This window comes from Massilia forsythiae (assembly GCF_012849555.1).
In the GTDB taxonomy this organism is placed as follows: Bacteria; Pseudomonadota; Gammaproteobacteria; order Burkholderiales; family Burkholderiaceae_D; genus Telluria; species Telluria forsythiae.
Genome location: NZ_CP051685.1, coordinates 6,179,623 through 6,202,714, shown reverse-complemented (window position 1 = coordinate 6,202,714; position 23,092 = coordinate 6,179,623). Strand labels below are relative to the sequence as shown.

The 23,092-nt window shown below is 64.3% G+C and carries 22 protein-coding genes; 15 read left to right on the top strand and 7 right to left on the bottom strand.

Going from position 1 to position 23,092, the window contains the following annotated elements; genetic code table 11:
- The first annotated feature begins 24 nt into the window (after positions 1-24).
- The 10 genes from HH212_RS26145 (at position 25) to HH212_RS26100 (ending at position 11,502) form a co-directional block, all read left to right on the top strand.
- Positions 25-6,015: a hypothetical protein gene (locus HH212_RS26145; protein ID WP_170205121.1), complete on the top strand. Its 5,991-nt coding sequence runs from the start codon at positions 25-27 to the stop codon at positions 6,013-6,015.
- Between the two features lie 24 nt (positions 6,016-6,039).
- Positions 6,040-6,921: a hypothetical protein gene (locus HH212_RS26140; protein WP_170205120.1), complete on the top strand. Its 882-nt coding sequence runs from the start codon at positions 6,040-6,042 to the stop codon at positions 6,919-6,921.
- Positions 6,918-7,901 carry a hypothetical protein gene (locus HH212_RS26135; RefSeq protein ID WP_170205119.1) on the top strand — a complete coding sequence of 328 codons (984 nt, stop codon included), beginning with the start codon at positions 6,918-6,920 and terminating at the stop codon, positions 7,899-7,901. The genes HH212_RS26140 and HH212_RS26135 overlap by 4 nt, the downstream gene beginning before the upstream one ends.
- Before the next feature lie 2 nt (positions 7,902-7,903).
- Positions 7,904-8,359, top strand: coding sequence for a hypothetical protein (locus tag HH212_RS26130; RefSeq protein WP_170205118.1), 456 nt, complete (start codon positions 7,904-7,906; stop codon positions 8,357-8,359).
- Positions 8,356-8,649 (top strand): hypothetical protein, encoded by a 294-nt coding sequence (locus HH212_RS26125; RefSeq protein ID WP_211172424.1) that lies wholly within the window; start codon positions 8,356-8,358, stop codon positions 8,647-8,649. The genes HH212_RS26130 and HH212_RS26125 overlap by 4 nt, the downstream gene beginning before the upstream one ends.
- Entirely contained in the window at positions 8,650-8,997 is a 348-nt protein-coding gene (locus HH212_RS26120; RefSeq protein ID WP_170205117.1) for a hypothetical protein, read from the top strand.
- 29 nt (positions 8,998-9,026) lie between these two features.
- Positions 9,027-9,269 carry a hypothetical protein gene (locus tag HH212_RS26115; RefSeq protein WP_170205116.1) on the top strand — a complete coding sequence of 81 codons (243 nt, stop codon included), beginning with the start codon at positions 9,027-9,029 and terminating at the stop codon, positions 9,267-9,269.
- Entirely contained in the window at positions 9,262-9,792 is a 531-nt protein-coding gene (locus HH212_RS26110) for a glycoside hydrolase family protein (protein WP_170205115.1), read from the top strand. The genes HH212_RS26115 and HH212_RS26110 overlap by 8 nt, the downstream gene beginning before the upstream one ends.
- Positions 9,789-10,343 carry a lysis system i-spanin subunit Rz gene (locus tag HH212_RS26105; protein WP_170205114.1) on the top strand — a complete coding sequence of 185 codons (555 nt, stop codon included), beginning with the start codon at positions 9,789-9,791 and terminating at the stop codon, positions 10,341-10,343. Before HH212_RS26110 ends, HH212_RS26105 begins: the two co-directional genes overlap by 4 nt.
- Before the next feature lie 526 nt (positions 10,344-10,869).
- Positions 10,870-11,502, top strand: a complete 633-nt coding sequence (locus HH212_RS26100) for an HNH endonuclease (protein ID WP_170205113.1) — start codon at positions 10,870-10,872, stop codon at positions 11,500-11,502.
- Here HH212_RS26100 and HH212_RS26095 read toward each other — a convergent pair.
- Positions 11,483-11,680, bottom strand: coding sequence for a hypothetical protein (locus HH212_RS26095; protein WP_170205112.1), 198 nt, complete (start codon positions 11,678-11,680; stop codon positions 11,483-11,485). The two genes, HH212_RS26100 and HH212_RS26095, sit on opposite strands and share 20 nt — an antisense overlap.
- Positions 11,681-11,745: 65 nt before the next feature.
- Between HH212_RS26095 and HH212_RS26090 the strand changes: the two genes are divergently transcribed.
- Positions 11,746-12,039 carry a hypothetical protein gene (locus HH212_RS26090; RefSeq protein WP_170205111.1) on the top strand — a complete coding sequence of 98 codons (294 nt, stop codon included), beginning with the start codon at positions 11,746-11,748 and terminating at the stop codon, positions 12,037-12,039.
- A gap of 383 nt (positions 12,040-12,422) precedes the next feature.
- On the opposite strand, the gene HH212_RS26085 is transcribed toward HH212_RS26090, so the two are convergent.
- The gene (locus HH212_RS26085) at positions 12,423-14,150 is read right to left on the bottom strand and encodes a class I SAM-dependent methyltransferase (protein ID WP_170205110.1); all 1,728 of its coding nucleotides are present in this window, start codon (positions 14,148-14,150) and stop codon (positions 12,423-12,425) included.
- 181 nt (positions 14,151-14,331) lie between these two features.
- Here HH212_RS26085 and HH212_RS26080 point away from each other — a divergent pair, with 181 nt between their 5' ends.
- Positions 14,332-15,201, top strand: coding sequence for a hypothetical protein (locus HH212_RS26080; protein WP_170205109.1), 870 nt, complete (start codon positions 14,332-14,334; stop codon positions 15,199-15,201).
- A 20-nt stretch (positions 15,202-15,221) separates the two neighbouring features.
- Positions 15,222-15,953, top strand: coding sequence for a transcriptional regulator (locus HH212_RS26075; RefSeq protein ID WP_170205108.1), 732 nt, complete (start codon positions 15,222-15,224; stop codon positions 15,951-15,953).
- Between the two features lie 42 nt (positions 15,954-15,995).
- Here HH212_RS26075 and HH212_RS26070 read toward each other — a convergent pair whose 3' ends face one another.
- Positions 15,996-17,372, bottom strand: coding sequence for an alpha-amylase family glycosyl hydrolase (locus tag HH212_RS26070; RefSeq protein WP_170205107.1), 1,377 nt, complete (start codon positions 17,370-17,372; stop codon positions 15,996-15,998).
- Between the two features lie 208 nt (positions 17,373-17,580).
- Here HH212_RS26070 and HH212_RS26065 point away from each other — a divergent pair, with 208 nt between their 5' ends.
- Positions 17,581-18,654, top strand: coding sequence for a porin (locus HH212_RS26065; RefSeq protein ID WP_170205106.1), 1,074 nt, complete (start codon positions 17,581-17,583; stop codon positions 18,652-18,654).
- Positions 18,655-18,743: 89 nt separating this feature from the next.
- Positions 18,744-19,181 (top strand): hypothetical protein, encoded by a 438-nt coding sequence (locus tag HH212_RS26060; protein WP_170205105.1) that lies wholly within the window; start codon positions 18,744-18,746, stop codon positions 19,179-19,181.
- Between the two features lie 220 nt (positions 19,182-19,401).
- Here the strand turns inward: HH212_RS26060 and HH212_RS26055 are convergent, their stop codons facing one another.
- From HH212_RS26055 to HH212_RS26040, 4 genes are all read right to left on the bottom strand, one after another.
- Positions 19,402-20,424: an SDR family oxidoreductase gene (locus HH212_RS26055; protein WP_170205104.1), complete on the bottom strand. Its 1,023-nt coding sequence runs from the start codon at positions 20,422-20,424 to the stop codon at positions 19,402-19,404.
- Positions 20,425-20,437: 13 nt separating this feature from the next.
- Positions 20,438-21,472, bottom strand: a complete 1,035-nt coding sequence (locus HH212_RS26050) for an SDR family oxidoreductase (protein ID WP_170205103.1) — start codon at positions 21,470-21,472, stop codon at positions 20,438-20,440.
- 209 nt (positions 21,473-21,681) lie between these two features.
- On the bottom strand, positions 21,682-22,692 hold the full coding sequence (locus HH212_RS26045) for a sulfate ABC transporter substrate-binding protein (RefSeq protein WP_170205102.1): 1,011 nt from the start codon (positions 22,690-22,692) through the stop codon (positions 21,682-21,684).
- 133 nt (positions 22,693-22,825) lie between these two features.
- Entirely contained in the window at positions 22,826-23,038 is a 213-nt protein-coding gene (locus HH212_RS26040; protein ID WP_170205101.1) for a hypothetical protein, read from the bottom strand.
- Positions 23,039-23,092: the final 54 nt, after the last annotated feature.

The following is a 23,092-nucleotide window of genomic DNA, read 5'->3' as shown; positions in this document are numbered from 1 at the left end:
CGGATTTTTTTTAGGGAATCCGCTATGCCATCAGGTGCAGTAACCGTCGGCGGCCTGGTCATCAACCTGGCCGCCGAGACCAGCGAACTCAAGACCGGCATGGCCGATGGCGTGCGCACGGTCGACGCCGGCGCCAAGGCCATGATCAACTCGATGGTCGGCGTCACCGAGTCGCACGGCCAGGCCACCCAGGCCGGCGCGCGCCTGGTGGCGCAGCTGCAGGAGGAGATCGCCACCTTCGGCATGACCAGCCAGCAGCTGACCCAGTACAAGGCCACGCTCAACGGCGTGGGCGGCGAGGTCGAGACGCTGATGGGGCGTCTGAACCAGATGAAGGCGGCGCAGGCCGGTTTCACCGACCAGTTGGCGGCCTCCGAAGCCCAGGCCACGGCGCGCATCCGCGACATGGTCGCCGCGTCGATGGCGGAAGCATCCACCCTGAACGATGTGACGACGGCCACCCAAGCCGCCACCAGCGCGCAGGCGGCGGCCGTCAACACCGGCCGCACGCTGGCCGAGACCCAGCGCCTGCAGATTCTCAACATGCAGGGCGTTGCCGCGTCCATGAAGGCGGTGCAGGACGGCACCGTCGCCATGTCCGCCGACACCCAGCGCATCCTGGCGCAGTACGACCCGCTCGGCGCCAAGCTGCGCGCGCTGCAGGCGGACCTGGCGCTGCTGCGCAAGGAAATGGGCAACAGCGTCGAGCCGGCCGCGATCAAGGCGTTCCAGGCGCTGGAAGACGAGATCGCCAAGACCCAGAAGCTGATGGCGCAGGCCGCGGCGCAGGCGACCGCAATGGGCGGCGCCACCAGCCAGCTGACGCTGACCCAGACCCAGCTGATCGACCGCTTCAAGCAGCAGGCTGACACGATCGGCATGACCCGGTCCCAGCTGATGGCCTACCAGGCGGCGCAGGCCGGCGTCACCGAGCAGACGCGGCAGGCGATCGCCGCGGTGAAGGCGCACGAGGACGCAATGAAGGCCGCCGCGAAGGCCAAGGAAGAAGAGAAGAACGCCACTACATTGCTGGCCGGCGGCATCCAGCTGCTGGCCGGCGCCTACGCCGCGCTGAAGGTGGGCGAGTACGTCAAGGACGCCACCATGATGGCGGCGCGCTACGAGACGCTCGACGTGGTGATGGGCGTGGTTGGGCGGACGGCTGGCTACACGAAAACGCAGATGGACGCCGCGTCGGAAGGCGTGGCGAAGCAGGGCATCACCATGACCGAGTCGCGCAACTCGGTTATCAAGCTGGTGCAGGCGCACATTGACCTGTCCAACGCGTCGGCACTGGCGCGCATTGCCCAGGACGCGGCCGTCATCGGCAACATCAATTCGTCCGAAGCCTTCGAGCGCCTGGTGAACGGCGTGGCGCGCGGCAACGTGCTGATCCTGCGCAACATCGGCATCAACGTCAATCTGCAGGCGGCCTACGCGCAGATGGCCGCCTCGCTCGGCAAGAGCACGTTGGAGCTGACCGAGAACGAGCGCGTGCAGGCGCGCCTGAACGCGGTGCTGGAACGCGGTACCGACATCGCCGGCACCTACGAGGCCGCGATGGACACGGCCAGCAAGCAGATCACCTCGATGAAGCGCTACACCGAGGACCTGAAAACCACCTTCGGTGAGGTGTTCAGCGAAACGCTGACGATTGCCGTGATGGCGCTGATCGACGGGCTCAAGGACACGAATGGCGAGATCAGTGAGCTGGCCAAGAACGGCCAGCTGGCGGATTGGGGGCGCGAGCTGACCAGCATATTCGTTGGCATCGCCAACACCGTCGGCAACGCCTACACGACGTTCCAGAAGCTCGATACCTTCGCGCGCCACCTGGACGCGCGCAAGGCTATCAACGCCGACGCGGACGCCCAGTCCAAGGCGGTCAGCGACAGCGGCAACGGCATGGCCGAGAAAGGCGCCGTCGAGCGTGTGCGCCGCATCGAGTCGGTGCGGCAGGCGGCGCTGGCGCAGGAAAACGCCGATTACGTGGCGCACCAGGCCGAGCTGAGCGGGAATTTCGACCGGTTCGAGCGCGCCGCCAACGAGCGTATGGCGGCGCGCCAGGCCAAGCAGAAGAAGGACGCCGACGAGCGCCTGAAGGTCGACCAGGATTACGCTGCCCGTTCGCAGGCGCTGCTGATCGCCAACGCTGGCAAGAGCATCGAGGTGCAGCAGGCTGCGCAGGCGAAGCTGGCAAAGGAGGTGTACCAGGGCACGCCAAACTTCCGCGACAGCGAACCGCGCGAGCGCAAGCCGAAAGTCGATCAGGCCGACAACACTCGCATGCAGGACAACCTCGCGCGCATCCAGCGGGAGGCTGCCGAGGCGAAGCAGGAAACTGAGTACCTGATGAAGCTCGACGACATGCGTCACCGTGCTGGCGAGCAGAGCGATGCGGAGTTCTACGAAAACCGGAAGAACAACCTGGACCTCCTGGCCGGCATCGAAATTGCCATGTACGACCAGGAGATCGCCGCGCTTCGTGCGCACCACAACTCGACCGAGGCCGAGCAGGAAAAGACGAACAAGGCGATCAACGACCTGCTCGGCAAGCAGCGGGCGGCCCGTCGGAAATTTCAGTACGACACCCTCACCGACGAGGAAGAAGCGCGCCTTCGCACGGAAAAGCTGTACCACGACGCCTACACGGCAACCCTCGGCGCCGGCGTTACCAGCATCAAGGCGCTGGATGACCAGATCGAAAAGCAGAAGGAGCACAACGCCGAAATCGGCAAGACCCCGGAGCAGATCGAGCTGGCGAAGCAGGCGCAAGTCGACCTGAACACGGCCCAGCTGAAAAGCGACGCGGATTACCTGCGCGATGGCCTGGTCAAGTGGGAACTTGACGACCAGTCGCGCGCGCTGTTCGAGATCAGGCTGAGCAACCTGGACGAGGAGATTGCACGCCGTAAGACGTTGTCCGGTTTGCTCGTCGACGGCGCAAATGCGGAAGCCGGCAGCAAGGCGGCAAAGGAGGTGGACAAGTATCTGGATCCGACGAAGGCGGACGCGTTCGGCAAATCGCTGAAGGGCGCTATCGGCGGTGCTGCGGACTCCATGGGCAAGCTGATCAAGGCGATGCAGTCGTACGGCGTCGAGCAGGCCAGGAACGACAAGGCGCGCGCCGAGGCTGAGGTGGCTTTCAAGAACAAGACGATCACCCAGGAGCAATATCTGGACGACCTCGACAAGATCAACAAGCGGAATACGCAAAACCAGATGGCCGGCTACGGCAACCTGGCCAGCGCCGCCGCCGGGTTCTTCGGCGAGCACAGCCGCGGCTATCAGAGCCTGATGGCGGTGTCGCAGGTGTTCCACGCTGCCGAGCTGGCGATGACGACGGCCGAGCTGGTGCCGAAAGCGATCAGTGCGGTGCTCAGCCAAGGCCAGGGCGACCCGTACACCGCGTTCGGCCGCATGGCCGCGATGGCGGCAGTGGTTGCCGGCCTGGGCGTGGCGATCGGTGGTGTGGGCGGCGCCAACTCCACCGCAGCCGACCGCCAGAAGTCGCAGGGCACCGGCTCGGTGCTGGGCGACAGCGACGCGAAATCGGAGTCGATCAAGAAGTCGCTCGACTTGGTCGAGAAGAACACCTACCAGGGTCTGGCGATCAGCAGCAGCATGCTGGCGTCGCTGCGCAACATCGAAAGCAGCGTGGCCAGCTTCGCCAGCCAGCTGGTGCGCAGCACCGACATCGCCAACCCGAGCGTGAACCTGAAGGCTGGCGCCGGCTCGACCACCCTGGCCAAGGCCGACATGGTCGCCACCGGCGCCGAGATCGGCCTGATGCTGGGCGCGCCGTTCGTCGGCGCCCTGGTCGGCGTCATCGCCAGCAAGATCCCGGCGGTGCAGAAGCTGTACACATCGGTGTTCGGCGGCAAGCAGAGCGTGTCCGATTCCGGTTTCAGTCTGAACGCGGCCAGCCTGCAGAGCATCCTGGCCGACGGCGCCAAGGCCTTCCAGTACGCCGACATCACGACGTCGGGTGGTTGGTTCCGCAAGGACAAGACCAGCACCCAGTCGAACCCGCTGGACGATGCGGCCAACCAGCAGTTCACGGCCATCATCACGTCCATGGCCGACAGTATCAAGGCAGCGGGCGCCGTGCTGGGCGTGTCCGGCGACAACTTCACCGCCAAGCTGAACAGCTTCGTGATCGACATCGGCCAAGTCAGCTTGAAAGGGCTGAGCGCGGACGAGATCCAGAAAGCCCTGGAATCAGTGTTCTCGAAGCTGGGCGACGACATGGCGCAGTTTGCCGTGGGCGGTCTGGACCAGTTCCAGGCGGTGGGCGAGGGCTACCTGGAAACGCTGGCGCGCATCGCCAGCGAATACCAGGCCGTCGACGTGGTGTTCGCCTCGTTCGACAAGACCTTCGACTTGGTCGGCATGTCGTCGATCGCGGCGCGCGACCGCCTGGTGCAAATGGCCGGTGGCCTGGACAAGTTCACCAGCCAGGGGCAGTACTTCCTGGAGAACTTCTTCAGCGCCGAGGAGCAGGCTGCTTCGCTGCAAAAGCGCATCGCCCCGATCCTGGCGCAGTACGGCCTGTCAGCGGCGGGCGAGGATGCCATGAAGACGTTCCGCGACTTCGTGGTCGGCCTGGACACCACCACCGAGGCGGGCGCCCAGGCGTACACCACCCTGATGACGGTAGCTCCGGCGCTGAAAACGATCGCCGACGCCAACAAGGATGCGCTGCAGGAGCAGAAGGATGCGCAGAAGGAGGTGCTGGACGAGCGCAAGGGCCTGCAGGACAAGCTCGACCAGCTGACCATGACATCGGTCCAGCTGAATGAGAAGGAGCGCGCCGCCCTGGACGAGAGCAACCGCGCCCTGTACGACCGGATTGCCGCACTCAACGCCGAGAAGGACGGCATGACGTATGTGCTGGGCAACCTGGACAACGCCTTGTCGGTGCTGAAGGAAGTAACGAAGCGCACCACCGACGAGCTGACGAAGCGGATCCAGCAGGAAAAGGCGCTGGCCGATGCGATCAAGTCGACGTTGGATAGCATCGACCCGCCCGGTAGCGACGAGGTCAACCGCAAGGATGCCCAGGCGCAGATCCAGGCGGCGCTGGCCACGGCCAAGGCAACCGGCGCGCTGCCAGATGCCGACAGCCTCAAGAAGGCGCTCAGCGTCCTGTCGAAGGATTCGGCGAGCCAGTTCAGCACGTACGCGGATTACATGAAGGATCTGCTGACGACGAAGAACGACCTGGCCGAGCTGGGCGGCCTGGCCGACGATTCGCTGTCGGTCGACCAGCAGCAGCTGGACAGCTTGAACGAGATGCTGGAGGCGCAGGAGCGGCAGATCGCCATCCTCAAGGGTATCGACAGCACCGGCTTGACCATCGCCCAGGCAATGGACGGCTTCAAGCTGGCGCTGGAAGGTGCCAAGGCGAATCCGCTGGTGGCCGCCACCTCGGCGATCAGTAGCGCGTACCAGACCAGTCTGGGGCGCGCGGCGGACGCCGGCGGCATGACGTACTGGCAGAACCAGGCCTTGGGCGGCGTGTCGATCGCGGACATCCAGGCGAGCATTGCTGGATCCACCGAGGCGCGCGTGCGGCAGCTGTACCAGGAGCTCCTGGGCCGGCCGGCCGATGCCGAGGGACTGCAGTACTACGTCGGCACCGGCGCGCCGATCGACACCATCCGCGACTCGATCAAGCAGTCAGCCGAGTACAAGGCGCTGCACCCGTTCGCGATCGGGACGAACTACATCCCAGAGGACATGCCCGCCATGGTCCACAAGGGAGAGCGGATCATCCCGGCAGCGGACAACCGCGCGCTGTTCGCGGCGCTGGCCAGCCCGGCCGGCAACGCGGAGGCGCTGGCTGCCGCGGTCGACCGGCTGACGGCGACCGTGGCGACGCAGCAGGCCACGATCGCGCAGCAGAGCGAAGACATCAAGCAGGCCCGGCGCGACACCAAGCGCATGGCCGACACGCTCGAGCGCGTCACGCGCGGCGGCAACAAGATGGTCACCACCACGGAGGCGAATTAAAGAATGGGATCAGCAGATTTTCGATTGATCCGGCCGGTACCGGTCGCCGGCGATGCCGTCGGCGCCGGGCCGGGCCTGGTGTCCTCGAGCGTGCCGATCAACGAGCCGCCCTACAGCGGCTCGGCGACGTACGGCAAGGGCGCCACGGTGTACGACCCGGCCACCTTCAAGACGTACCAGTCGCTCATCGCCAACAACACCGGCCGCGCCGTGACCGACGACACGGCCTGGACGCCGCTGGGCGCCACCAACCGGTGGCTGATGTTCGATAAGGCAGTGAACAGCCAGACCAGCGCGCCCGAGGCGGTTACCGTGGTGATCAGGCCTGGCGAACTGGTCAACACGGTGGGCCTGCTGAACGTGTCGGGCGCGCGCGCCACGCTGTCGCAGGCAGACAGCGGTTACAGCCAGACGAAGAACCTGCAGCGGCACGACGTGTTGACCTGGTACGACTGGTTCTACGAGGAGCCGATCCGCGAGGGCGACGTGATATTCGACGGCATCCCGCCATACATCGGGTCGAACCTGACCATCACGGTGGAGAGCGCTGGCGGCACGGCGGGCATCGGCTGTTGCATCTTGGGCAAGTCGCGCACGATCGGCCAGACCGCATGGGACTTTACGGGCGGCGTGCTGAGCTACTCCTCGCCCAGTACGGACACCTTCGGCAACGTCACCATGGTCCGGCGCGACAACGCCAAGACACTGAACTTCGAGATCTATATCCAGGCCGGCTTCGAATCCGAGGTCTACCGCCTGCTGCGGCAGTACACCGACGTCGAGATGATGATCATCGGCGCCGAGGATTATTCGATGACCTACTCCTACGGATTCCTGGCGCAGTGGAGCGTGCCGGTCACGAACAGCGGCAAAACCGCGCATATTGAATGGAAGGGACTTGTATGATCGATAATTTGCCGGCGGCGCCGGACCCCGCCAGCGACACCCCGCAGCAGTTCAACGCGAAAGCGGCAGCATTCGTTTTGGCACAAAAAGCCATGGTGGCTCAGATCAATGCCACCACTGCAAACCTGAATTCGATCGCAGCAGGCGGAGCATATGCTATTCCTCTCGTCGGGTGGGGTGACCCGAATACAGTAAAAGATGGTGTTGGCCGCTTTTCAATTCCGGGAGCGCAAAATTCCGTTAGCATTCTGTATTTCAATTCGTTGGATTCTCGTAACGGTAACTTGGCATATGTGCTGACTGAGCTATTTTCTACGGGGTGGTCAACTCCACGGCGGGGGTACATCACTTTTGTCGTATTAGGCGATCCAAGCCGCAGGGTTTCGTACCGTGTCAACGATTATGCAGAAGATGCTGCATACAGCCGACTTACCTTGAGCGTAACTTTTGTAAGCCAACAAGGAGCAGCAATCGCGGCCGGAGAATCGGTCCTGATGATGTGCTCACGAAACGGCGACAAGGGTGCCGCTGGTGACCTCATTGCCCCCATGATCCAGGTGCAGGAGCAAGCCGCCAGCGGAACGAATGCGGGAACCTACACCAACAACCAAAACCGCGCGCTCAACACGGTGCTTGTCAATAGCCTTTCAGGAGCATCGTTAGGTTCATATATCGTGACTATCCCGGCCGGCACTTACGATTTTGAAGGTTGGGCAACCGTGTACACCGGGTCGGTAAATTTCCGTTCTTTCTTACGAAACGTTACCAGTGGGGGCTCGTTCCCTGCAATTGGATCAAGCGAAACAAATAACGGTTCTGGTGCTTCGCTAAAATCTTTTTTCAAAGGGCGATTCACTCTATCCGCAAGCACTCAATTCGCTTTGGGTCTGGCCTTATCTGCAAATGCCAGCGGCGGGCAAGCGCTTAATAACGGAATGGTCGAAGTTTATAGCGAATTGATTTTCAAAAAGATCGGTTGATTATGGAAACCTACGTCACCTACCTGCCTGACGGATCGCTCGACGGCTGCTTTATTCAAGAGCCACCGGAAGAACACGCCGACCGCATGATCCCGGTTGAACCGGCCGTGGCCCTCAACTGGTGCACCTACCGCGCCAACGAAGCGCGCGACGGCGTCGAGCTGGCCCCGCCGGCACCGGCCGCGCCGCCCGAGGTGCTGGACTACACCGCCGCCGTCCAGGCCATGCTCGACGCGAAGCCGAAGGAGCGCCGCTACGACGGCATCCTGTCGGCCTGCACGTACGCCACCTCGACCGTGCCGCGGTTCAAGGCCGAGGGCCAGGCCTGCGTCGAGTGGCGCGACGCCGTGTGGGCGCGCTGCTACCAGCTGATGGCCGACGTCGAGGTCGGGAAGATGCCGCGCCCGACGGTCGACGAGTTGCTGGCCATGCTGCCCGAGTTGATGTGGCCGGAATGAGCCGCGCCTTCCAGATCGCCGTTGCGGTCGACCAGCTGGTCAATGCTGCGTGCGGCGGCTACGCCGACGAGACCATGTCGGCGCGCTGCTGGCGCCTGCGCGCTGTCCGCCCGTACGCCTGGCTGCGGCCGACCATCGACCGGGTGTTCTTCTGGCAGGTCGACCACTGCCGAAGCGCGTACGAATCGGAGCGAGCGCGCTCCCAGCTTCCCGCGGACTACCGCGACACCAACACCACCCGGCCCGCTGATGCGGGTTTTTTTACGCCCGCCCCGAAGGAGCCCGAATAGATGAACCCACAATGGAAAGAGGAGGCCGCGCGCCTCGGCGGCCCCGCCCTGGTGCAGGTACTGGCCGAGCTGCGCGATGGCCAGCTGGAGCTGATGGCGCGCGCCGACATCCTCGACGGCAAGGTGACGAAGCTGGACGCCTCGACCAACCGACTGTTGTCCGGCTTCCCCGCCAACGACGTCGAGGGTCACCGCCGCTACCACGAGTCCGTCATCGAATGGCGTGAGCTGCGCAACAAGCTGGTGCGCGAGGCGCTGACCAAGGCCGCCGGCGCCACGGTGATGGCCGGCCTGGGCTGGGTCCTGATGGCGCTGTGGCAGGCCGTCGTTACCACGGTGAACAAATGATCAATCCCTTCGAAAACAAGGTGCAATCCATGAAAGATCGAATCAAGGCCTGGCGGCAGTCCGCCGGCGTGTGGCTGAATGCCATGCTGCTGGTCGCGTTCCCGTACACCGACCAGATCCTGCAGGGCGTGAGCGACTACCTGCCGAGCTTGGCGCCGTACCTGCCGGCCAACGTCTACAAGTGGGTCGGCCTGGTCGTGGTGGTGGCAAACGTCGTGCGCGCCGCGCGCCGCGCGCGCCCGGCGGCGGCGAAGGAGGTGGCGCATGGCTGATCAAGCCCCGAAGCGTGCCGGCCGCCTGGCGCTCGCCGCGGCGCTGGCCACCGCACTCGCCGTGCCGGCCGAAGGCCTGCGCCAGGTCGCGTACCGCGATCCGCCGGGCGTGCTCACCGCGTGCTACGGCCATACCGGCAAGGACGTCCAGGCCGGCGTGGTGTATTCGCTTGAGCAGTGCAGCAAATGGCTGACGAACGACATGGGCGCCGCGATCAGCGCGGTCGACCGATGTGCGCCCGGCCTGCCCGAGCCGGTGCTGGCGGCGTTCGGTGACGCCGTGTTCAACATGGGGCCGACCATCGCCTGCGACACCAAGAACTCGACGGCCGCGCGCTACCTGCAGCAGTACAGCGCGACCACCTACCGCGACGCCAAGGCCGACGCGCTGATCCTGACGGCGGCCTGCAACCAGTTGCCGCGCTGGGACAACGCGCGCATCGCTGGCGTGCTGGTGCGCCTGCCCGGGCTGACGAAGCGCCGCGCCGCGGAGCGCGACGTGTGCCTGAAGGGGCTGCCGTGATCGCCGCCATACTGGCGCGCCTGGGCGTGTCGCGCTGGGCCGCCATATTGGCGCTGTGCGCCGCGGTCGCCGCCGGCGCGCTGGCATACCGCGCGCACCTGATCGGCGCCGGCATCGCCATGGAAGGGTCGCGCCGCGACGCGATCGACCGCCAACGCGACGCCCAGGCAAAGGCCGAGCTGGACCGCGTCAACGCGCTCGTGCGCGCCGCCCAGGTCGCGCTCGACGACGCCCTGGCGCACCTGGCCAAACTTCAATCGGAGCTGTCCCATGAAAAAGAACGTTCGACTGCTCTGCAGTCTGATCTTGCTGCTGGCCGTCGCCGGATGTCAGTCGCCGTCGCCAGCGCCTGTCCGGCTGCTGCGGCCGAGCAAGGTGAAGGTGCCGCCGCTGCCGGCGTGGATCCGGGAGGCCCGGTCCGAGTTGATCTCGACGGACGAGCTGCAGCAGATCTTGAATGGCTGCGGCAGACCCGGGACGGCGCCATCACTGGCCTGCAAGCCTGCATCGTCGCCTACGACGCCGTGAAAGCCGCAGCGGACGCCCAATAGTAAAAAGGCGTAAACTTCTGACTTATTGGCCATTCACAAATGATCGATGGAAATAGTTTCCCGAGCCGCAGCTCGCACGCAAGGCTTGAAGCGATACTTCACAGGTAGTCCATGCAAAAATGGGCATTTATCGGAACGTCTGGAGGTCAACGGAAGTTGTTGTGAGTGTGCGAGGCTGAGACAGCTTGCGAGATATCACGTGAATATCGAGGAAGAGCGCCGGAAGCAGAAGGTCCGGCGCGACTCAGACCCGAATGCCGCTACCAAGAAGAGGGAGCGCAGGGCTCGCCGTGATCCTGATTATGCCGATAAATCAGCATTTTCGCGGGCGGCGAATGAGGTGCGACGTCAGGCGGAGAGGCAAGGGGAGAGCCAGTATTTTACAGGGCGGCCCTGCGCCCATGGACATCTTGCTAACCGATTCACGAACGGCGGGAAATGCGTAGAGTGCAGCCGGCTCTCTTGCCTCAAGCGGTACAGGGAAAAGCCGATCGAGAGTTTATCCGTAATGCGATTTAGGCGCTCCATGGCCGAAATTAAGCACGCTATGGAACGTAGGATCGAAGAGCGAGCCGAGAAGGCGAGGCCTCGTCGCGAAGCGCATGCGGCCCGGCAATTTGCAATCCAAAGTGGGGCGCTCAAGTACAAAGGCACATCGTGTCTGCGCGGCCATAGCGGCATGCGGTACACGAAAAGTGGAAGTTGCGTTGACTGCTTTGCTGAGATTTCTATGTCAGTTGCAAAAAAGGTATATGACGCAAATTATGCTATCGTCAATCGATCAAAAATTCGAGAGCGGAAGCGTGGTTACCAAGATCGAACTTCCGAGCAACGATTGGCTACTGCCAAAGCCTGGGTCGCCAGGAATAAAGAGAAGGTGCGCGCCACCAAGAAAGCATATAAGGCGCGTCGACGACAGCGGGAGCTGGGCGGCGATCCAACTGCCATGATTTGCGCTTGGCAGCAGACCGCCCGAAAAGTTTGTTACTGGTGTGGCATTAAATGCCCAAAGCTGTACCACGTGGATCACTACGCTCCGTTGGCGAAAGGCGGTAAGCATGAGGTTCGCAATCTAGTCATCGCCTGCCGGAAATGCAATTTAAAGAAGAACGCTCGTGACCCTTATGAGTTCGCTGCGACTATGGGGCGATTGTTCTGAATCGCAGAGCGTCGATCATGCGCCGTTCCAGTGGCAGGGCCATCACCCGCGCCGCTACTTCCACCGGCACGCCGCTGGCAGCCAACATGCAGGACGCCTGCAGCCAGGTGATTGCCGGCAGGAGGATCAGGGCCAGGTCGACCCTGCTGGCGGTGATGAGGTCGGTGCGGGGTGTCATGGGCGCCATCGTACGCGAGGACAGGGCGCAGGATTTGCGCCCGGACAGGCTGCTATACTGGATGAATGTACAGCATAGTTAAGCGCCTTCGCACGGGCGGCGCGCGCCGGCCCGCCAACGAAATCACCGACGATCCAGGCTACGAGGGCGAGCTCCGCGTGGGCGCCACCGGCGCCGTCGTCACCGCGATCCTGATCGAGCAGGACGACGAGCACATGCGCCCGATCATCCCGCCGCTCGAGCATGCGCAGCTCACCGTCATGCGCGTCGACATGATGCTGTTCCACGGGATCGAGCGGGACAAGGAGACGGGCGCCGGTGTCGAGCAAGAATGGTCGGTCCAGATCATCGGATACTGAGCCAAAATCGTCTCCGCAACCACCCCATCAAATCAAGCGCTTCCGGGCAAAAATAATGGCGAAATCCAACTACTTACGGAAACGAAAACGATCCAAGTTATTGATTCTTAATTGATAAGTCTGTAGACTTGAAAACTGCCGACGGGGGAACCCGTTCGTGAGTTCGAATCTCACCGCTTCCGCCAGAATTTATCGATAAGCCCTTGTAAATCAAGGGCTTTTTTTGTTTTCCTTACATGCCAATTCCAGCATCACTCACATGATGCGGTGTCTCCGGCTATGGCACTGCTCGACGTTCGCCTTAGCGTTCGGGTAGGGTAGCGGCATAGTCGGCCAGGCGGCGATTAGCACTCGCAATCGCCGCATAATCTGCGGTAATCAACTCATACCGGGCTGTCGACCACAGCCCGACTCCGCTTGACGACACCGCCCGGTTCCCAAGCCCGCAACCCCTGATCCTTTTCCAGCCTGATGCGATGCACCTTCATCGCATCGATGACATCCTCCGTTCCCGGATCGGCCACCAGCAGCGGCAAGGTCTGCGACGCTTCCAGGAAGAACTGGCGGCGCTGCCCATCGCCCTGGCTCAGGAAGGCATCCTGCCACCATGCGCCGATGGCATCGCCGGCACGCTCCAGCGCCGCCTGCGTCACCAGCCGGTTCGATTTCTGATTGTTCACCTGCCGTGCAGCCGGCATCAGGTTCCACGCGTCCCCGCACGGCCAGGCGGCGAACGGAAAGCAATGGTCCACGTCATACTCGTCGCGCAGGCGCGCACCGGTCCACACGCAATACACCGGCTTGCCGGCAGCGCGCAGGCGCTCGACGGCGGCCCGGGCGAAACCGGTGTCGCGCGCCGGGTCCACCCACGCCAGCAGTACATGGGCGAGGGTGCGGATGTCGGGCCGTCCGTCGTTGCAATAGGCGTCGATCAGCCTGACCCATTCCGCCACCAGCACGGGTTCGATCCACACGTTGTAGTGCGTCAGCGCCTGCCAGATGTCGAGCGGGATGCGGAAGTCGCCCAGGCTCCACAGGAAGATGTCGTCGATCTGCAGCGGCGACGGCGTCGGGATCTGGCGCCGCCGCGTGACCTCGAAGATCGGCTTGTCGCTGGCGGGCCAGCGCAGATAGTTGGCGGGCATGTTGCGGATCACCTGCGCGATCTCGGACAGACTCTGGTGCAGGTGCTTCGCCGTCCGGTCGCGGAATACGGAGCCGATCCGCAGTTCGACCGCCGTCACGGCAAACAGCGAGGTGAAATTGTCGGTGACGAAGGCCGGGCGGCCGGCCGGCATCTGCGGCAGGCTGTGTTCGATGAGCGGCTTGAACATGCGCAGCCAGAACAGCGCGACCAGGCCCAGGGGGACGACCACCGACTCCGCCTCGTGGCGCGCCAGGCCCGCCGCGCTATCGGCGATGCGGGCCAGCACCCGCAGCAGCGCGATCTTGTAGGTCGACGACTTTTCGTCTACCAGGATCAGGTGGCGCAGCAAGGGCAGGGCGCCGAGGCCGTCGTCGGGCAGCCCCAGCACGACGTTGGTCCACCACACCTCGGTCCGTCCCAGCCGGTCCCGGCTGTCGCTGACGTGGACGGTGCGCAGGCCGAATTGCCGGGCAAGACTCGCCAGTTCCGGCAGCGAGACCGGGTGCATGGCGCGTTCGTCGTCGGGCGTGCCGAGCCGCAGGCTGATCGCGATCCGGCCTTGCGGCGCCAGCAGCGTGGCCAGCTTGCGCAGCGCACGCTGGCGCGCCGCCGGCGGGACGTGCATCCAGACTGCGGACAGCAGGATGAAGTCGAAGCGCAGGCCGAGGCGTCGGACGTTGGCGAGGTCGGGCAGGTCGTCCGAAAGCCACCGGATCCGGCTCGAAGGATGGCGTGACCGCGCCTGGGCAAGCATGGCGTCTGATGGTTCGACGGCCACCACATCGTAGCCTTGTGCGGCGAACCAGGCGGCATCGCGCCCGGAACCGGCGCCGACGTCGAGCACGGTGGCGCCCGGCGCCGGCAGCAGGTCGACGAGATTCGCGTGGACTTCCTCGAAGGCGAGCGACTCGTATTGTTCGGCCAGGCGGGCGGCGTGCTGTTCGTAGTAAGTGATGGGAAACATCGGCTGCTGTGCAGTGCTGTTAAGCCAACCCTTATTGTAGTATGGAATTGTTCAAAATCTTGGCTCCGGCACTGCCCAGGTCTGCGCACCGCGCCGGGCGTGATTGGACGACCACATAACTTTTTACTACAACAATTGTTTGTAGTATGGTTGCGTAATAAATAGTTATTGGAACATCTCAATGTCTTATCCAACCGCTCCTGGCAGCATCCCCGGCTTGTCGCGAAACTGGACATTCGTTCCGTCCCCGGTACCGCGCTGGCAGCATCGCCAACACATCGAGAAGTTCTTCCGCCACGCCCAGCGCAAGCCGCGCTGGCACGAAATCAAGCCGCTCGCACCGCGCGACCGATGGGCCGTCTACTTCATGTACTGCCCCGACGGCGTGCTGAGCGGCGTGCACGAATTCACCCTGTCGCGCCTGCGCGATATCGGCATGCCGCTGCTGGTAGTGTGCGCCAGCCCGAGCCCGGAACTGCTGCCGGCCAGGCTGGCCGGCTACTGCGACGCGCTGTTCTGGAAGGACGTGCCGGGCTACGATTTTTCCGCCTATGCGCTTGCGCTGAGCCGGATCAGCCGCGTGTCGCCGGGCGCCGACGTGTTCGTCATGAACGATTCGGTGTACGGCCCCTTCGCAGACCTGCGCGAGCTGCTGGCACAGTCGTCCTGGGACCTGACCGGCTTCACCGCGTCGAGCCAGGTGACCAACCACATCCAGTCGTATGCCTTCCTGCTCAAGGGCGTCGACCGCATGCGCATGGCGAAACTGGCGACCGTGTTCTTCCCGTTTACCGCCTTCAGCGATTCCGGTGTCGTCATCTCGCTGCAGGAAACCCGGTTGGCGCGGGTCGCCGCGCGTTCGATGGACGTCGGCGCATTCTGGTTCGGCGACGCCCGGGACGTGGTCGACCCGACCCTGGTGCGGCCGATCGAACTGCTCGACGCCGGCTTTCCGTTCCTGAAACGCTCGCTGCTCGGCAAGCACCGTTCGTTCATCGAGCGCGATCGCGTGCTGGCGCAGCTCGAGCGCCACGGCCATCCGCTGGTCTAGCGCGCCGCCATCGAAGGTCCATGTCCGAAGTCACCCAGCTCCTCGCCACCGTCAAGCGCCAGCTCAAGCAGCAGGGCAAGACCTACCGCGACGTCGCGGTCGCGCTGTCGCTGTCGGAAGCCAGCGTCAAGCGCCTGCTGACCTCGGAAACGCTGGGCCTCGATCGCCTGGTCGAGATCGGCAACCTGCTCGGCTTCACGCTGGCCGAACTGGCGCAGGAGGCGGCGGCGACGGAAACGCGGCTGCGCACCTTGAGCGCGGCGCAGGAAAAGGAACTGGTGTCCGACATCAAACTGCTGCTGGTCGCGGTGTGCGCGCTCAACCACTGGACGCTGCAGGACATGCTGGGCGTGTACCGCCTGGGCGAAGCCGAGTGCCTGCACAAGCTGCTGCACCTGGACCGCCTGCACCTGATCGCGCTGATGCCCGGCAACCGCATCCGCCTGAACGTGGCGCGCGACTTCGACTGGCTGCCGGACGGACCGATCCGCCGCTTCTTCCGCACCCAGGGACTCGACGATTTCCTCGACAGCCGCTTCGACCGGCCCGAGGAATCGCTCGCCTTCACCCACGCCATGCTGACCGAAAGCGCACTGGCGCGCATGCAGGCGGAGCTGCGGCAGGTGCGAGCGCGCTTTGCCGAACTGCACCAGGAAAGCCTGGCGTCGCCGCTGCCCAAGCGGCGCGGCAGCGGGCTGCTGCTGGCGCTGCGCGAGTGGGAGCCGGCCGGGTTCACGGCGTTGCGGCGTTAGGGGCAATGCGTAACGTCCATCCTACGTACCGCGCATCACGCCTCAACGCCGCACGCTGCGCTTGGACTCCGTGACGTCGATGCGGTAATCCCACGGCGCCAGGCTCTGCTGCGCCTGCTGGCGCGCGCCGGCGCCCGCCGGCGCGTACGCCTGCGCCGCGTTCGACAGGTTCACCGTCACCTGCACCGTGTTGCCGTCGCGCTCGCGGCGGAAGGCGAACACCTTGTCGTTGCCGGTGTCCAGCACCTGCGCGTCGCCGCCGTACTGGCCGTTCCACAGCGCCGGGTTGGCGTGCTTGAGGGCCAGCAGGTCGGTATAGAAGGGGGCGAGGGCATAGTTCTTCCAGTCGACCGGGTCCTTTTCGAAGAACTGGATGCGCTTGTCGAGCACGGATTCCTGGCCGCCGTAGACCAGCGGCATGCCGGGCAGCGTCGCCGCCAGCACCGCCATCGCCTTGAAGGCCGGGCCGTACAGTTCGACGTCGCTGCCGGCCCAGGAATTCTCGTCGTGGTTGCTGGTGAAGCGCATGCGGTAGGCGCCCGGCGGGAATGCCTTGGGCGGATTGGCGAGAAAGGCCTTGAGCGTGCGTGCATCGGCCTTGCCCTTGGCGATGTCCTTGAACAGGTCCTTGGTGTCCCATCCGTAGGTCATGTCGAACGCGTGTTCGTGCAGCTCCGGCTTGTCGGCCTCGGCCAGCATGAACACCGGCTTCACGCGGTCGAGCGCGGCGCGCGCCCCGTTCCAGAACGGGGTCGGCACCTTGCCGGCGACGTCGCAGCGGAAGCCGTCGATGTCGGCTTCGCGCACCCAGAACAGCATCGCGTCCGTCATGCCCTGCCACAGCGCCTTGTTGTTCCAGTCCAGGCCGGTGACGTCGGTCCAGTATTCCGGTTCGGCGCCATCGGTATACGTGACCGGGTAGATCTCGCCCTTGTCGTTCTTCAGGTACCAGTCCTTGTGCTTGACGGTCCAGGGATTGTCGAACGCGGTGTGGTTGGCGACCAAGTCGATGATCACGTGCATGCCCAGGGCATGCGCCTGCTTCACCAGGCTGCGCAGGTCGTCCATGGTGCCGAACTCCGGGTTCACGGCGGTATAGTCGCGCACCGCGTAATAGCTGCCCAGCGTGCCCTTGCGGTTCTTCACGCCGATCGGCTGCACCGGCATCAGCCACAGGATATCGACGCCCATCTTCTTCAAGCGTGGCAGATGCTTGGCGAAGGCGTTGAAGCTGCCTTCCTTCGTGAACTGACGGATGTTGACTTCGTAGATGTTGGCATTGCGCGACCAGTCGACATGGGCCATCGGCACGGTCGGCGTCGCAGGCACGCTGGAGGCGGCTGCAATCGACAGGGCGGGCAGGGCGGCGCAGGCCGCAAGCAGCATTGTAGTCAGGGTACGTCCAAGCTGTCTCTTCATTCTCATTATCCTGTAGTTTAGGTACATCGAGACTCTATGCGATTCCCCGTCGAAAATCCAGAAACAAGTGCGGTCCATGCGTTGCAATCGATGCGTGTCGGAATGGGCCGACAAAAACACGGGACGATCGGGTAGCTTGTCCGTACGATATTGGACAGAAGGGTCCGTTATAGTGAAGGTAACGTAGAGGCGTAGAGAGGATTGCGCCATGAACAAGCTGATCGTTGCAAGTATCGTGTTGGGGAGCTGGGCCACGCTGGCGTGCGCACAGCAGGAAACGGCTGTCGCCGGGCCGGCATCGGCCTGTGCCGATTGCACAGGCGACGACACCGCCGCCATGCCGGCGGCCAGGCACCTGCCTGCTGCTGCGCCCGCAGGCAGTCACGACATCGCGGTCTTCACCGGCATTCCCGAACAGCACGACGCCGGCCAGTACGGCGCGGTGCGCCAGGGGCCGGGCAGCCGGCAGGCGCCGCCGCACCGGACCGCCGACCACCTCGGCGGCCAGAATGCGGGCAGCGCATCGGCGCCTTTCATCCTGGGCAGCCAGTACGATTTCGAATATGTCGCGCGCGCCGACGTGGCCGACCCCGCGCATGGCGTCGCGGCGGCCAAGGGCCGCGAGCTGGTCGACGCCAACGGCAAGCTCGCCAGCGACAGCGTACGCTACTACAGCACGCAGATGGACAACATTTCGACCGGCGGTTCCTGGACCGTCGATTCGCCGGGTGGCAACGGTCTGGCCAACCGCGCCTGGGGCATGACGGTCGGCGCCGACTTCGGCATGCTGTCGCTGCGCGCCGCGCACCAGAATCGCCACGTCGCCCAGACCCGGCTGAACTATTTCGCCGACAGCAACATGGACGCCAAGAACTCGATCCTCGCCGCCAACCTGCACACGCGCTGGGGCACGGCGTACGCGGCCTACGCGGCCAACCGCGGCTGGGGCAACTCGCCGCTGTACAACCCCGACAATCCGTACGGCGCAGGCATGGCCGGCACCTCGTCTACCGACAGCCGCGACACGCTGGTGGGCGTGGCGGTGCCGATGACGCGCTCGACCACCTTCCTGGCCTCGATGGTCCACAAGAACGACCGCGACCTGGCCAACCGCGACGCCAACCAGGTCGCCGTCGGCGCCAGCTACGTGGTGTCGCGCAAGACCGATTTCTATGCGGCGTTGTCGCATACGGTCACCACCAGCAGCGCGGGCCTGCTGCTCAGCGGCACCCGCGCCGGCGGCAGTTCGGCCGTCAACGTCGGCATGCGCCATTCGTTTTGAGCACCCTTAGCGTGGCGACGCGAAAACGCAAAACCGGGTAGCCTGTCACCACGTTATGCAGCTTATTCACAGTATCGATTGGAGATTTTATGACTGGCACGAGTACACTTGATCCGGACAACTTCCCGGAAGCACCCGACCGTAGCCTCGGCAAAGGCCATGGCGTCGATGCCCTCGGCCCGAGCGACATTTCCGACAGCGGCAGCGATGTCGTCGGCGGCCCGGGCTTCGCGGCCAACCTGGACGACGACCAGGTGCTGCACCTGGATACCGGCACCACCTCGGACAACGAGGCAGGCTATGCCCACGACAGCGCCGGCGCCGACCTGGGCGATCCGTCTTTTGAAGGCGACAGCGATTTCGGCGGCACCGGCGAGCGCGCCGCGGCCGGCCGCGACATCCTGGCGCGCGATGGCGCCGATATCGACACCGACCGCATCGAATCGATTCCCGACCTGCCGCTGACCGATGAGGACGTCGATTTCCTCGGCAGCCAACCGCCGCGCGGACCGGCACCGGGCAAGTAAGAATGCGCAAGCGGCGCCGTCGGTGCCGCAACGAACGACAAAAGCCGGACAGCTTGCGCTGCCCGGCTTTTTGTTTCTCATTGCTGGCTGCGTGTCAATTGTAGGGTGGGCGCGGCCGGCAAGGCGGCTCCGCCGTCCACGCGTTCAACGGATGCATGCGTTATTTGAACGCGTGGACGGGAAACCCGGCCACCCTACGAATGCGCGGTAACCACTGGAGTCATGAGCGCTGCGGACGCCGCGTCAGCGCCCACGCTGCCAGCAGCACGCCGCCCGCCAGCACGGTCTTGGTGGCCGCCGGATTCTTGACGGCGGTGAGGTAGGCGCTGTGCTCGACCACCCGGTGCGCAATGCTGGCGCGCTGGCGCAGTGCGTGGCGCGCGTCCGGGCTGTGCAGGGCGTCGCGCCGTGCCGGCGATGTAGGCTGGTCGGCTTTTTGTGCGCCGAAGAAGACGGCGCGCATCAGGCGGTCGGTGGAGCGCGGCAGCAATTGCGAGACGATCGACATGAACTTGGCTTGCCCGCCCACGAACAGGTCGCGCTGCGGATGCTCCGCGGCGTACAGGATGGTCTCTGCAGCCAGCTCCGGCGCATAGATCGGCTGCGGCAGCGTCGGCTCCTTGTCCATGTAGTTCTTGGCGTGCCTGGGGAAGGGCGTGGCGATCGCGGCCGGCTTGATCAGCGTGAGCGAAATCGGCGCCTCGTCCTTTTCCAGCTCCATGCGCAGCGATTCGGTGAATGCCTTGATCGCGTGCTTGGACGCTGCGTAGGTGCCCTGCAGCGGCACCGAGCGGTCCGACACTTCGCTGCCGAGGTTGATGATGGCGCCGCCGCCGTGCGCCCTGAGCAGCTTCACCGCTTCCAGCGAACCCTGCACCACGCCCCAGAGATTGGTCTGCATCACGCGCTGCATGTCTTCCAGCGCCACCTGCTCGTTGGTGCCGTACACGCTGGAACCGGCATTGTTGATCCAGGTGTCGACACGGCCGAAGCGTTCGATCGCCTTGTCGCCGATGCGCTTGACGTCGGCCTGTTCGCCGACGTCGGCGGCCACCGTTACCGCTTCCACGCCGCGCTGGCGCATCTCGTGCGCCAGGGTATCGAGGGCATCGCCGTCGCGCGCCGCCAGCACCAGTTTCGCGCCTTTTTCGGCCGCCATGCGGGCCGTCGCCAGGCCGATGCCGCTGGTGGCACCGGTGATCACGACCACTTGTTCGTCGAGTTTCTTGAGCTTGATGGACATGCTTGTTCCTTTATCAGAAGGCGTTGCGCAGGGACGGGCGGCGCGCCAGTTTCCAGACCGCGAACAGGGCGCCCACGCCGATCAGGGCCGGCACGATCTTGTGCGAACGCATTGCCGCCTCGGTGTAGGCACAGTTCTCGATCACCTTCTGCGGCACGCCGTGGCGCTGGCGCAGTTCGCTCTGCGCATCCGGCGCGTACAGGGCGTCGCTGCGGTCGGGCGTAGCCGGGATCGGCGATTGCTGCTGCTCGAACATCGACTTTTCCATGAACTTGTCGAGGATGCGCGGCATGGCGAAGCCGGCCGCCGAGGCCGCCTTGGCGGCGCCGCCGACGAAGATGTCGCGCTTCTGGTGCTGGGCGGCGTACAGGATGGTCTTGGCCACCAGTTCCGGCGCGTAGATCGGCGCCGGCAGGGCCGGTTCCTTGTCCATGTAGTTCTTGGCGTGCACGGTGAACATGGTATCGATCGCGGCCGGCTTGATCAGCGTGACCGAGATCGGCGCCTTGTCCTTTTCCAGTTCCATGCGCAGCGATTCGGTGAAGGCTTTCACCGCGTGCTTGGAAGCCGAATACATGCCCTGCAGCGGCACCGAGCGTTCCGACAATTCGCTGCCGAGGTTGACGATGGCGCCGCCGCCGTGCAGCTTCATGTGCTTGACCGCTTCCAGCGAGCCGTGCACCACGCCCCAGTAGTTGGTCTGGAACAGGCGCTGCATGTCTTCCACCGGGGTGTCTTCGTAGCGGCCGAAGATGGAGATGCCGGCATTGTTGACCCAGGTATCGATGCGGCCTAAGCGTTCCATCGCTTCCTTGCCGATGCGCTCCACGTCCTTGGGGTCGCCGACGTCGGCGGTCACGGTGACCACTTGCGTGCCCTGGCGGCGCAGTTCGCTCGCCAGCTGGTCGAGGGCGTCCGCGCCGCGGGCGGCGAGCACCAGCCTGGCGCCCTGCTCGGCGGCCATGCGCGCCGTGGTCAGGCCGATGCCGCTGGTGGCGCCGGTAATGACCATCACTTGTTCATCGATCTTGCGTAATTGCACTGCCATGACTTGCTCCTTCGCATTGGATTGGCGTACGACTGGCGTCGCGGCATGCGTGAGCACATCCGGGACGTCAGGCTGATGAATAAGACAATCGTATCCCGATCCCGGATTTCAAGTCATTTTTTACAATATGGTGTAAACAGTATGTTTTTCAAGAACGAAAAAAAACGCCTGGCCGATGAGGCCGGACGTTTCGGGAGAGACAAAAAGGATTATTTCTTGCCTGGCTGATAGATTTGATCGAACAGGCCGCCGTCCGCGAAGTGCGCCTTCTGCGCCTTGGTCCAGCCGCCGGCCACCTCGTCGATGGTGAACAGCTTGACCGCCGGGAACTGCGCGGCGTATTGCTTGGCGTAAGGCTGCACCACCGGGCGGTAGTAATGCTTGGCGGCGATCTTCTGGCCTTCGGCGCTGTACAGGTATTGCAGGTAGGCTTCGGCCACGGCGCGGGTGCCGCGCTTGTCGACCACCTTGTCCACCACCGATACCGGCGGCTCGGCCAGGATGCTGACCGACGGCGCCACCACTTCGAACTTGTCCGGGCCGAGTTCCTTCACTGCCAGCAGGGCTTCGTTTTCCCAGGCGATCAGCACGTCGCCGATACCGCGCTCGACGAAGGTGGTGGTGGCGCCGCGCGCGCCGGAATCGAGCACCGGCACGTTCTTGTACAGCTTGGCGAGGTAGTCGCGCGCCGAGGCTTCGGTGCCGCCCGGCTGGCGCAGCGCATAGCCCCAGGCCGCCAGGTGGTTCCAGCGTGCGCCGCCGGAAGTCTTCGGGTTCGGCGTGATCACGGACACGCCCGGCTTGACCAGGTCGGCCCAGTCGCGGATCTGCTTCGGGTTGCCCTTGCGTACCAGGAACACGATGGTCGATGCGTACGGCGTGCTGCGGTCGGCCAGGCGCTGCTGCCAGTTACGGGCGATCAGGCCGCGCTCGGCGATGGCGTCGATGTCGTAGGCCAGCGCCAGCGTGACCACGTCGGCCGACAGGCCGTCGATCACCGAACGCGCCTGCTTGCCGGAGCCGCCGTGCGATTGCTTGACGGTGACGTTATCGCCGGTCTTGGCTTTCCACTGGCGTGCGAAGGCCTGGTTGAAATCCTGGTACAGCTCGCGGGTCGGGTCGTAGGAGACGTTGAGCAGGGTGATGTCGGCGGCGAAGGCGGCCGGTTGGGCCAACAGGAGTAGGGCAGCGAGGGCGGAAGCGATTTTTTTCTTGGACATCGTTTTCTTTCGGACAGGGGCGAAGCCCGGATCGTGCGTCCGGGGCAGGAACCCATAGGGTAGGGGCCTGCCCAACGAAAGAAAACGAATATAAACGATGATCCTTATGCGCTTTATGGATCGTGAAAAAGGATCAATGGGCTTTCGACAGGATCAGCAGCCAGCGGCGCAGCAGCAACACTTCGACATGGCCCGGCTCGACGCCGGTATCGCACTCGATGATCGGATTGACCGCGTAGAAGCGCTTGCGGAAGTCGCGCGTTACCAGCATTTCGCGGCGGCCGAAGCGCATCATGAAAGCGGTTGGAACGTGTTGCAAGCCGAAGGAGCTGTTCAGAGTGGTCATGACGATCCCTTTTCGAGTAGTGTTGGTCGAGTGCTTAAAGAATATCATAAGTAC

Coding starts and splice junctions, on each gene's coding strand:
- HH212_RS26065 (WP_170205106.1), top strand. CDS start 17,581: ATGAACAAGCTGATCGTTGCAAGTATCGTGTTGGGGAGCTGGGCCACG.
- HH212_RS26060 (WP_170205105.1), top strand. CDS start 18,744: ATGACTGGCACGAGTACACTTGATCCGGACAACTTCCCGGAAGCACCC.
- HH212_RS26095 (WP_170205112.1), bottom strand. CDS start 11,680: ATGACACCCCGCACCGACCTCATCACCGCCAGCAGGGTCGACCTGGCC.
- HH212_RS26125 (WP_211172424.1), top strand. CDS start 8,356: ATGAGCCGCGCCTTCCAGATCGCCGTTGCGGTCGACCAGCTGGTCAAT.
- HH212_RS26135 (WP_170205119.1), top strand. CDS start 6,918: ATGATCGATAATTTGCCGGCGGCGCCGGACCCCGCCAGCGACACCCCG.
- HH212_RS26130 (WP_170205118.1), top strand. CDS start 7,904: ATGGAAACCTACGTCACCTACCTGCCTGACGGATCGCTCGACGGCTGC.
- HH212_RS26120 (WP_170205117.1), top strand. CDS start 8,650: ATGAACCCACAATGGAAAGAGGAGGCCGCGCGCCTCGGCGGCCCCGCC.
- HH212_RS26045 (WP_170205102.1), bottom strand. CDS start 22,692: ATGTCCAAGAAAAAAATCGCTTCCGCCCTCGCTGCCCTACTCCTGTTG.
- HH212_RS26090 (WP_170205111.1), top strand. CDS start 11,746: ATGTACAGCATAGTTAAGCGCCTTCGCACGGGCGGCGCGCGCCGGCCC.
- HH212_RS26080 (WP_170205109.1), top strand. CDS start 14,332: ATGTCTTATCCAACCGCTCCTGGCAGCATCCCCGGCTTGTCGCGAAAC.
- HH212_RS26075 (WP_170205108.1), top strand. CDS start 15,222: ATGTCCGAAGTCACCCAGCTCCTCGCCACCGTCAAGCGCCAGCTCAAG.
- HH212_RS26110 (WP_170205115.1), top strand. CDS start 9,262: ATGGCTGATCAAGCCCCGAAGCGTGCCGGCCGCCTGGCGCTCGCCGCG.
- HH212_RS26055 (WP_170205104.1), bottom strand. CDS start 20,424: ATGTCCATCAAGCTCAAGAAACTCGACGAACAAGTGGTCGTGATCACC.
- HH212_RS26115 (WP_170205116.1), top strand. CDS start 9,027: ATGAAAGATCGAATCAAGGCCTGGCGGCAGTCCGCCGGCGTGTGGCTG.
- HH212_RS26100 (WP_170205113.1), top strand. CDS start 10,870: ATGGCCGAAATTAAGCACGCTATGGAACGTAGGATCGAAGAGCGAGCC.
- HH212_RS26050 (WP_170205103.1), bottom strand. CDS start 21,472: ATGGCAGTGCAATTACGCAAGATCGATGAACAAGTGATGGTCATTACC.
- HH212_RS26145 (WP_170205121.1), top strand. CDS start 25: ATGCCATCAGGTGCAGTAACCGTCGGCGGCCTGGTCATCAACCTGGCC.
- HH212_RS26085 (WP_170205110.1), bottom strand. CDS start 14,150: ATGTTTCCCATCACTTACTACGAACAGCACGCCGCCCGCCTGGCCGAA.
- HH212_RS26070 (WP_170205107.1), bottom strand. CDS start 17,372: ATGAAGAGACAGCTTGGACGTACCCTGACTACAATGCTGCTTGCGGCC.
- HH212_RS26040 (WP_170205101.1), bottom strand. CDS start 23,038: ATGACCACTCTGAACAGCTCCTTCGGCTTGCAACACGTTCCAACCGCT.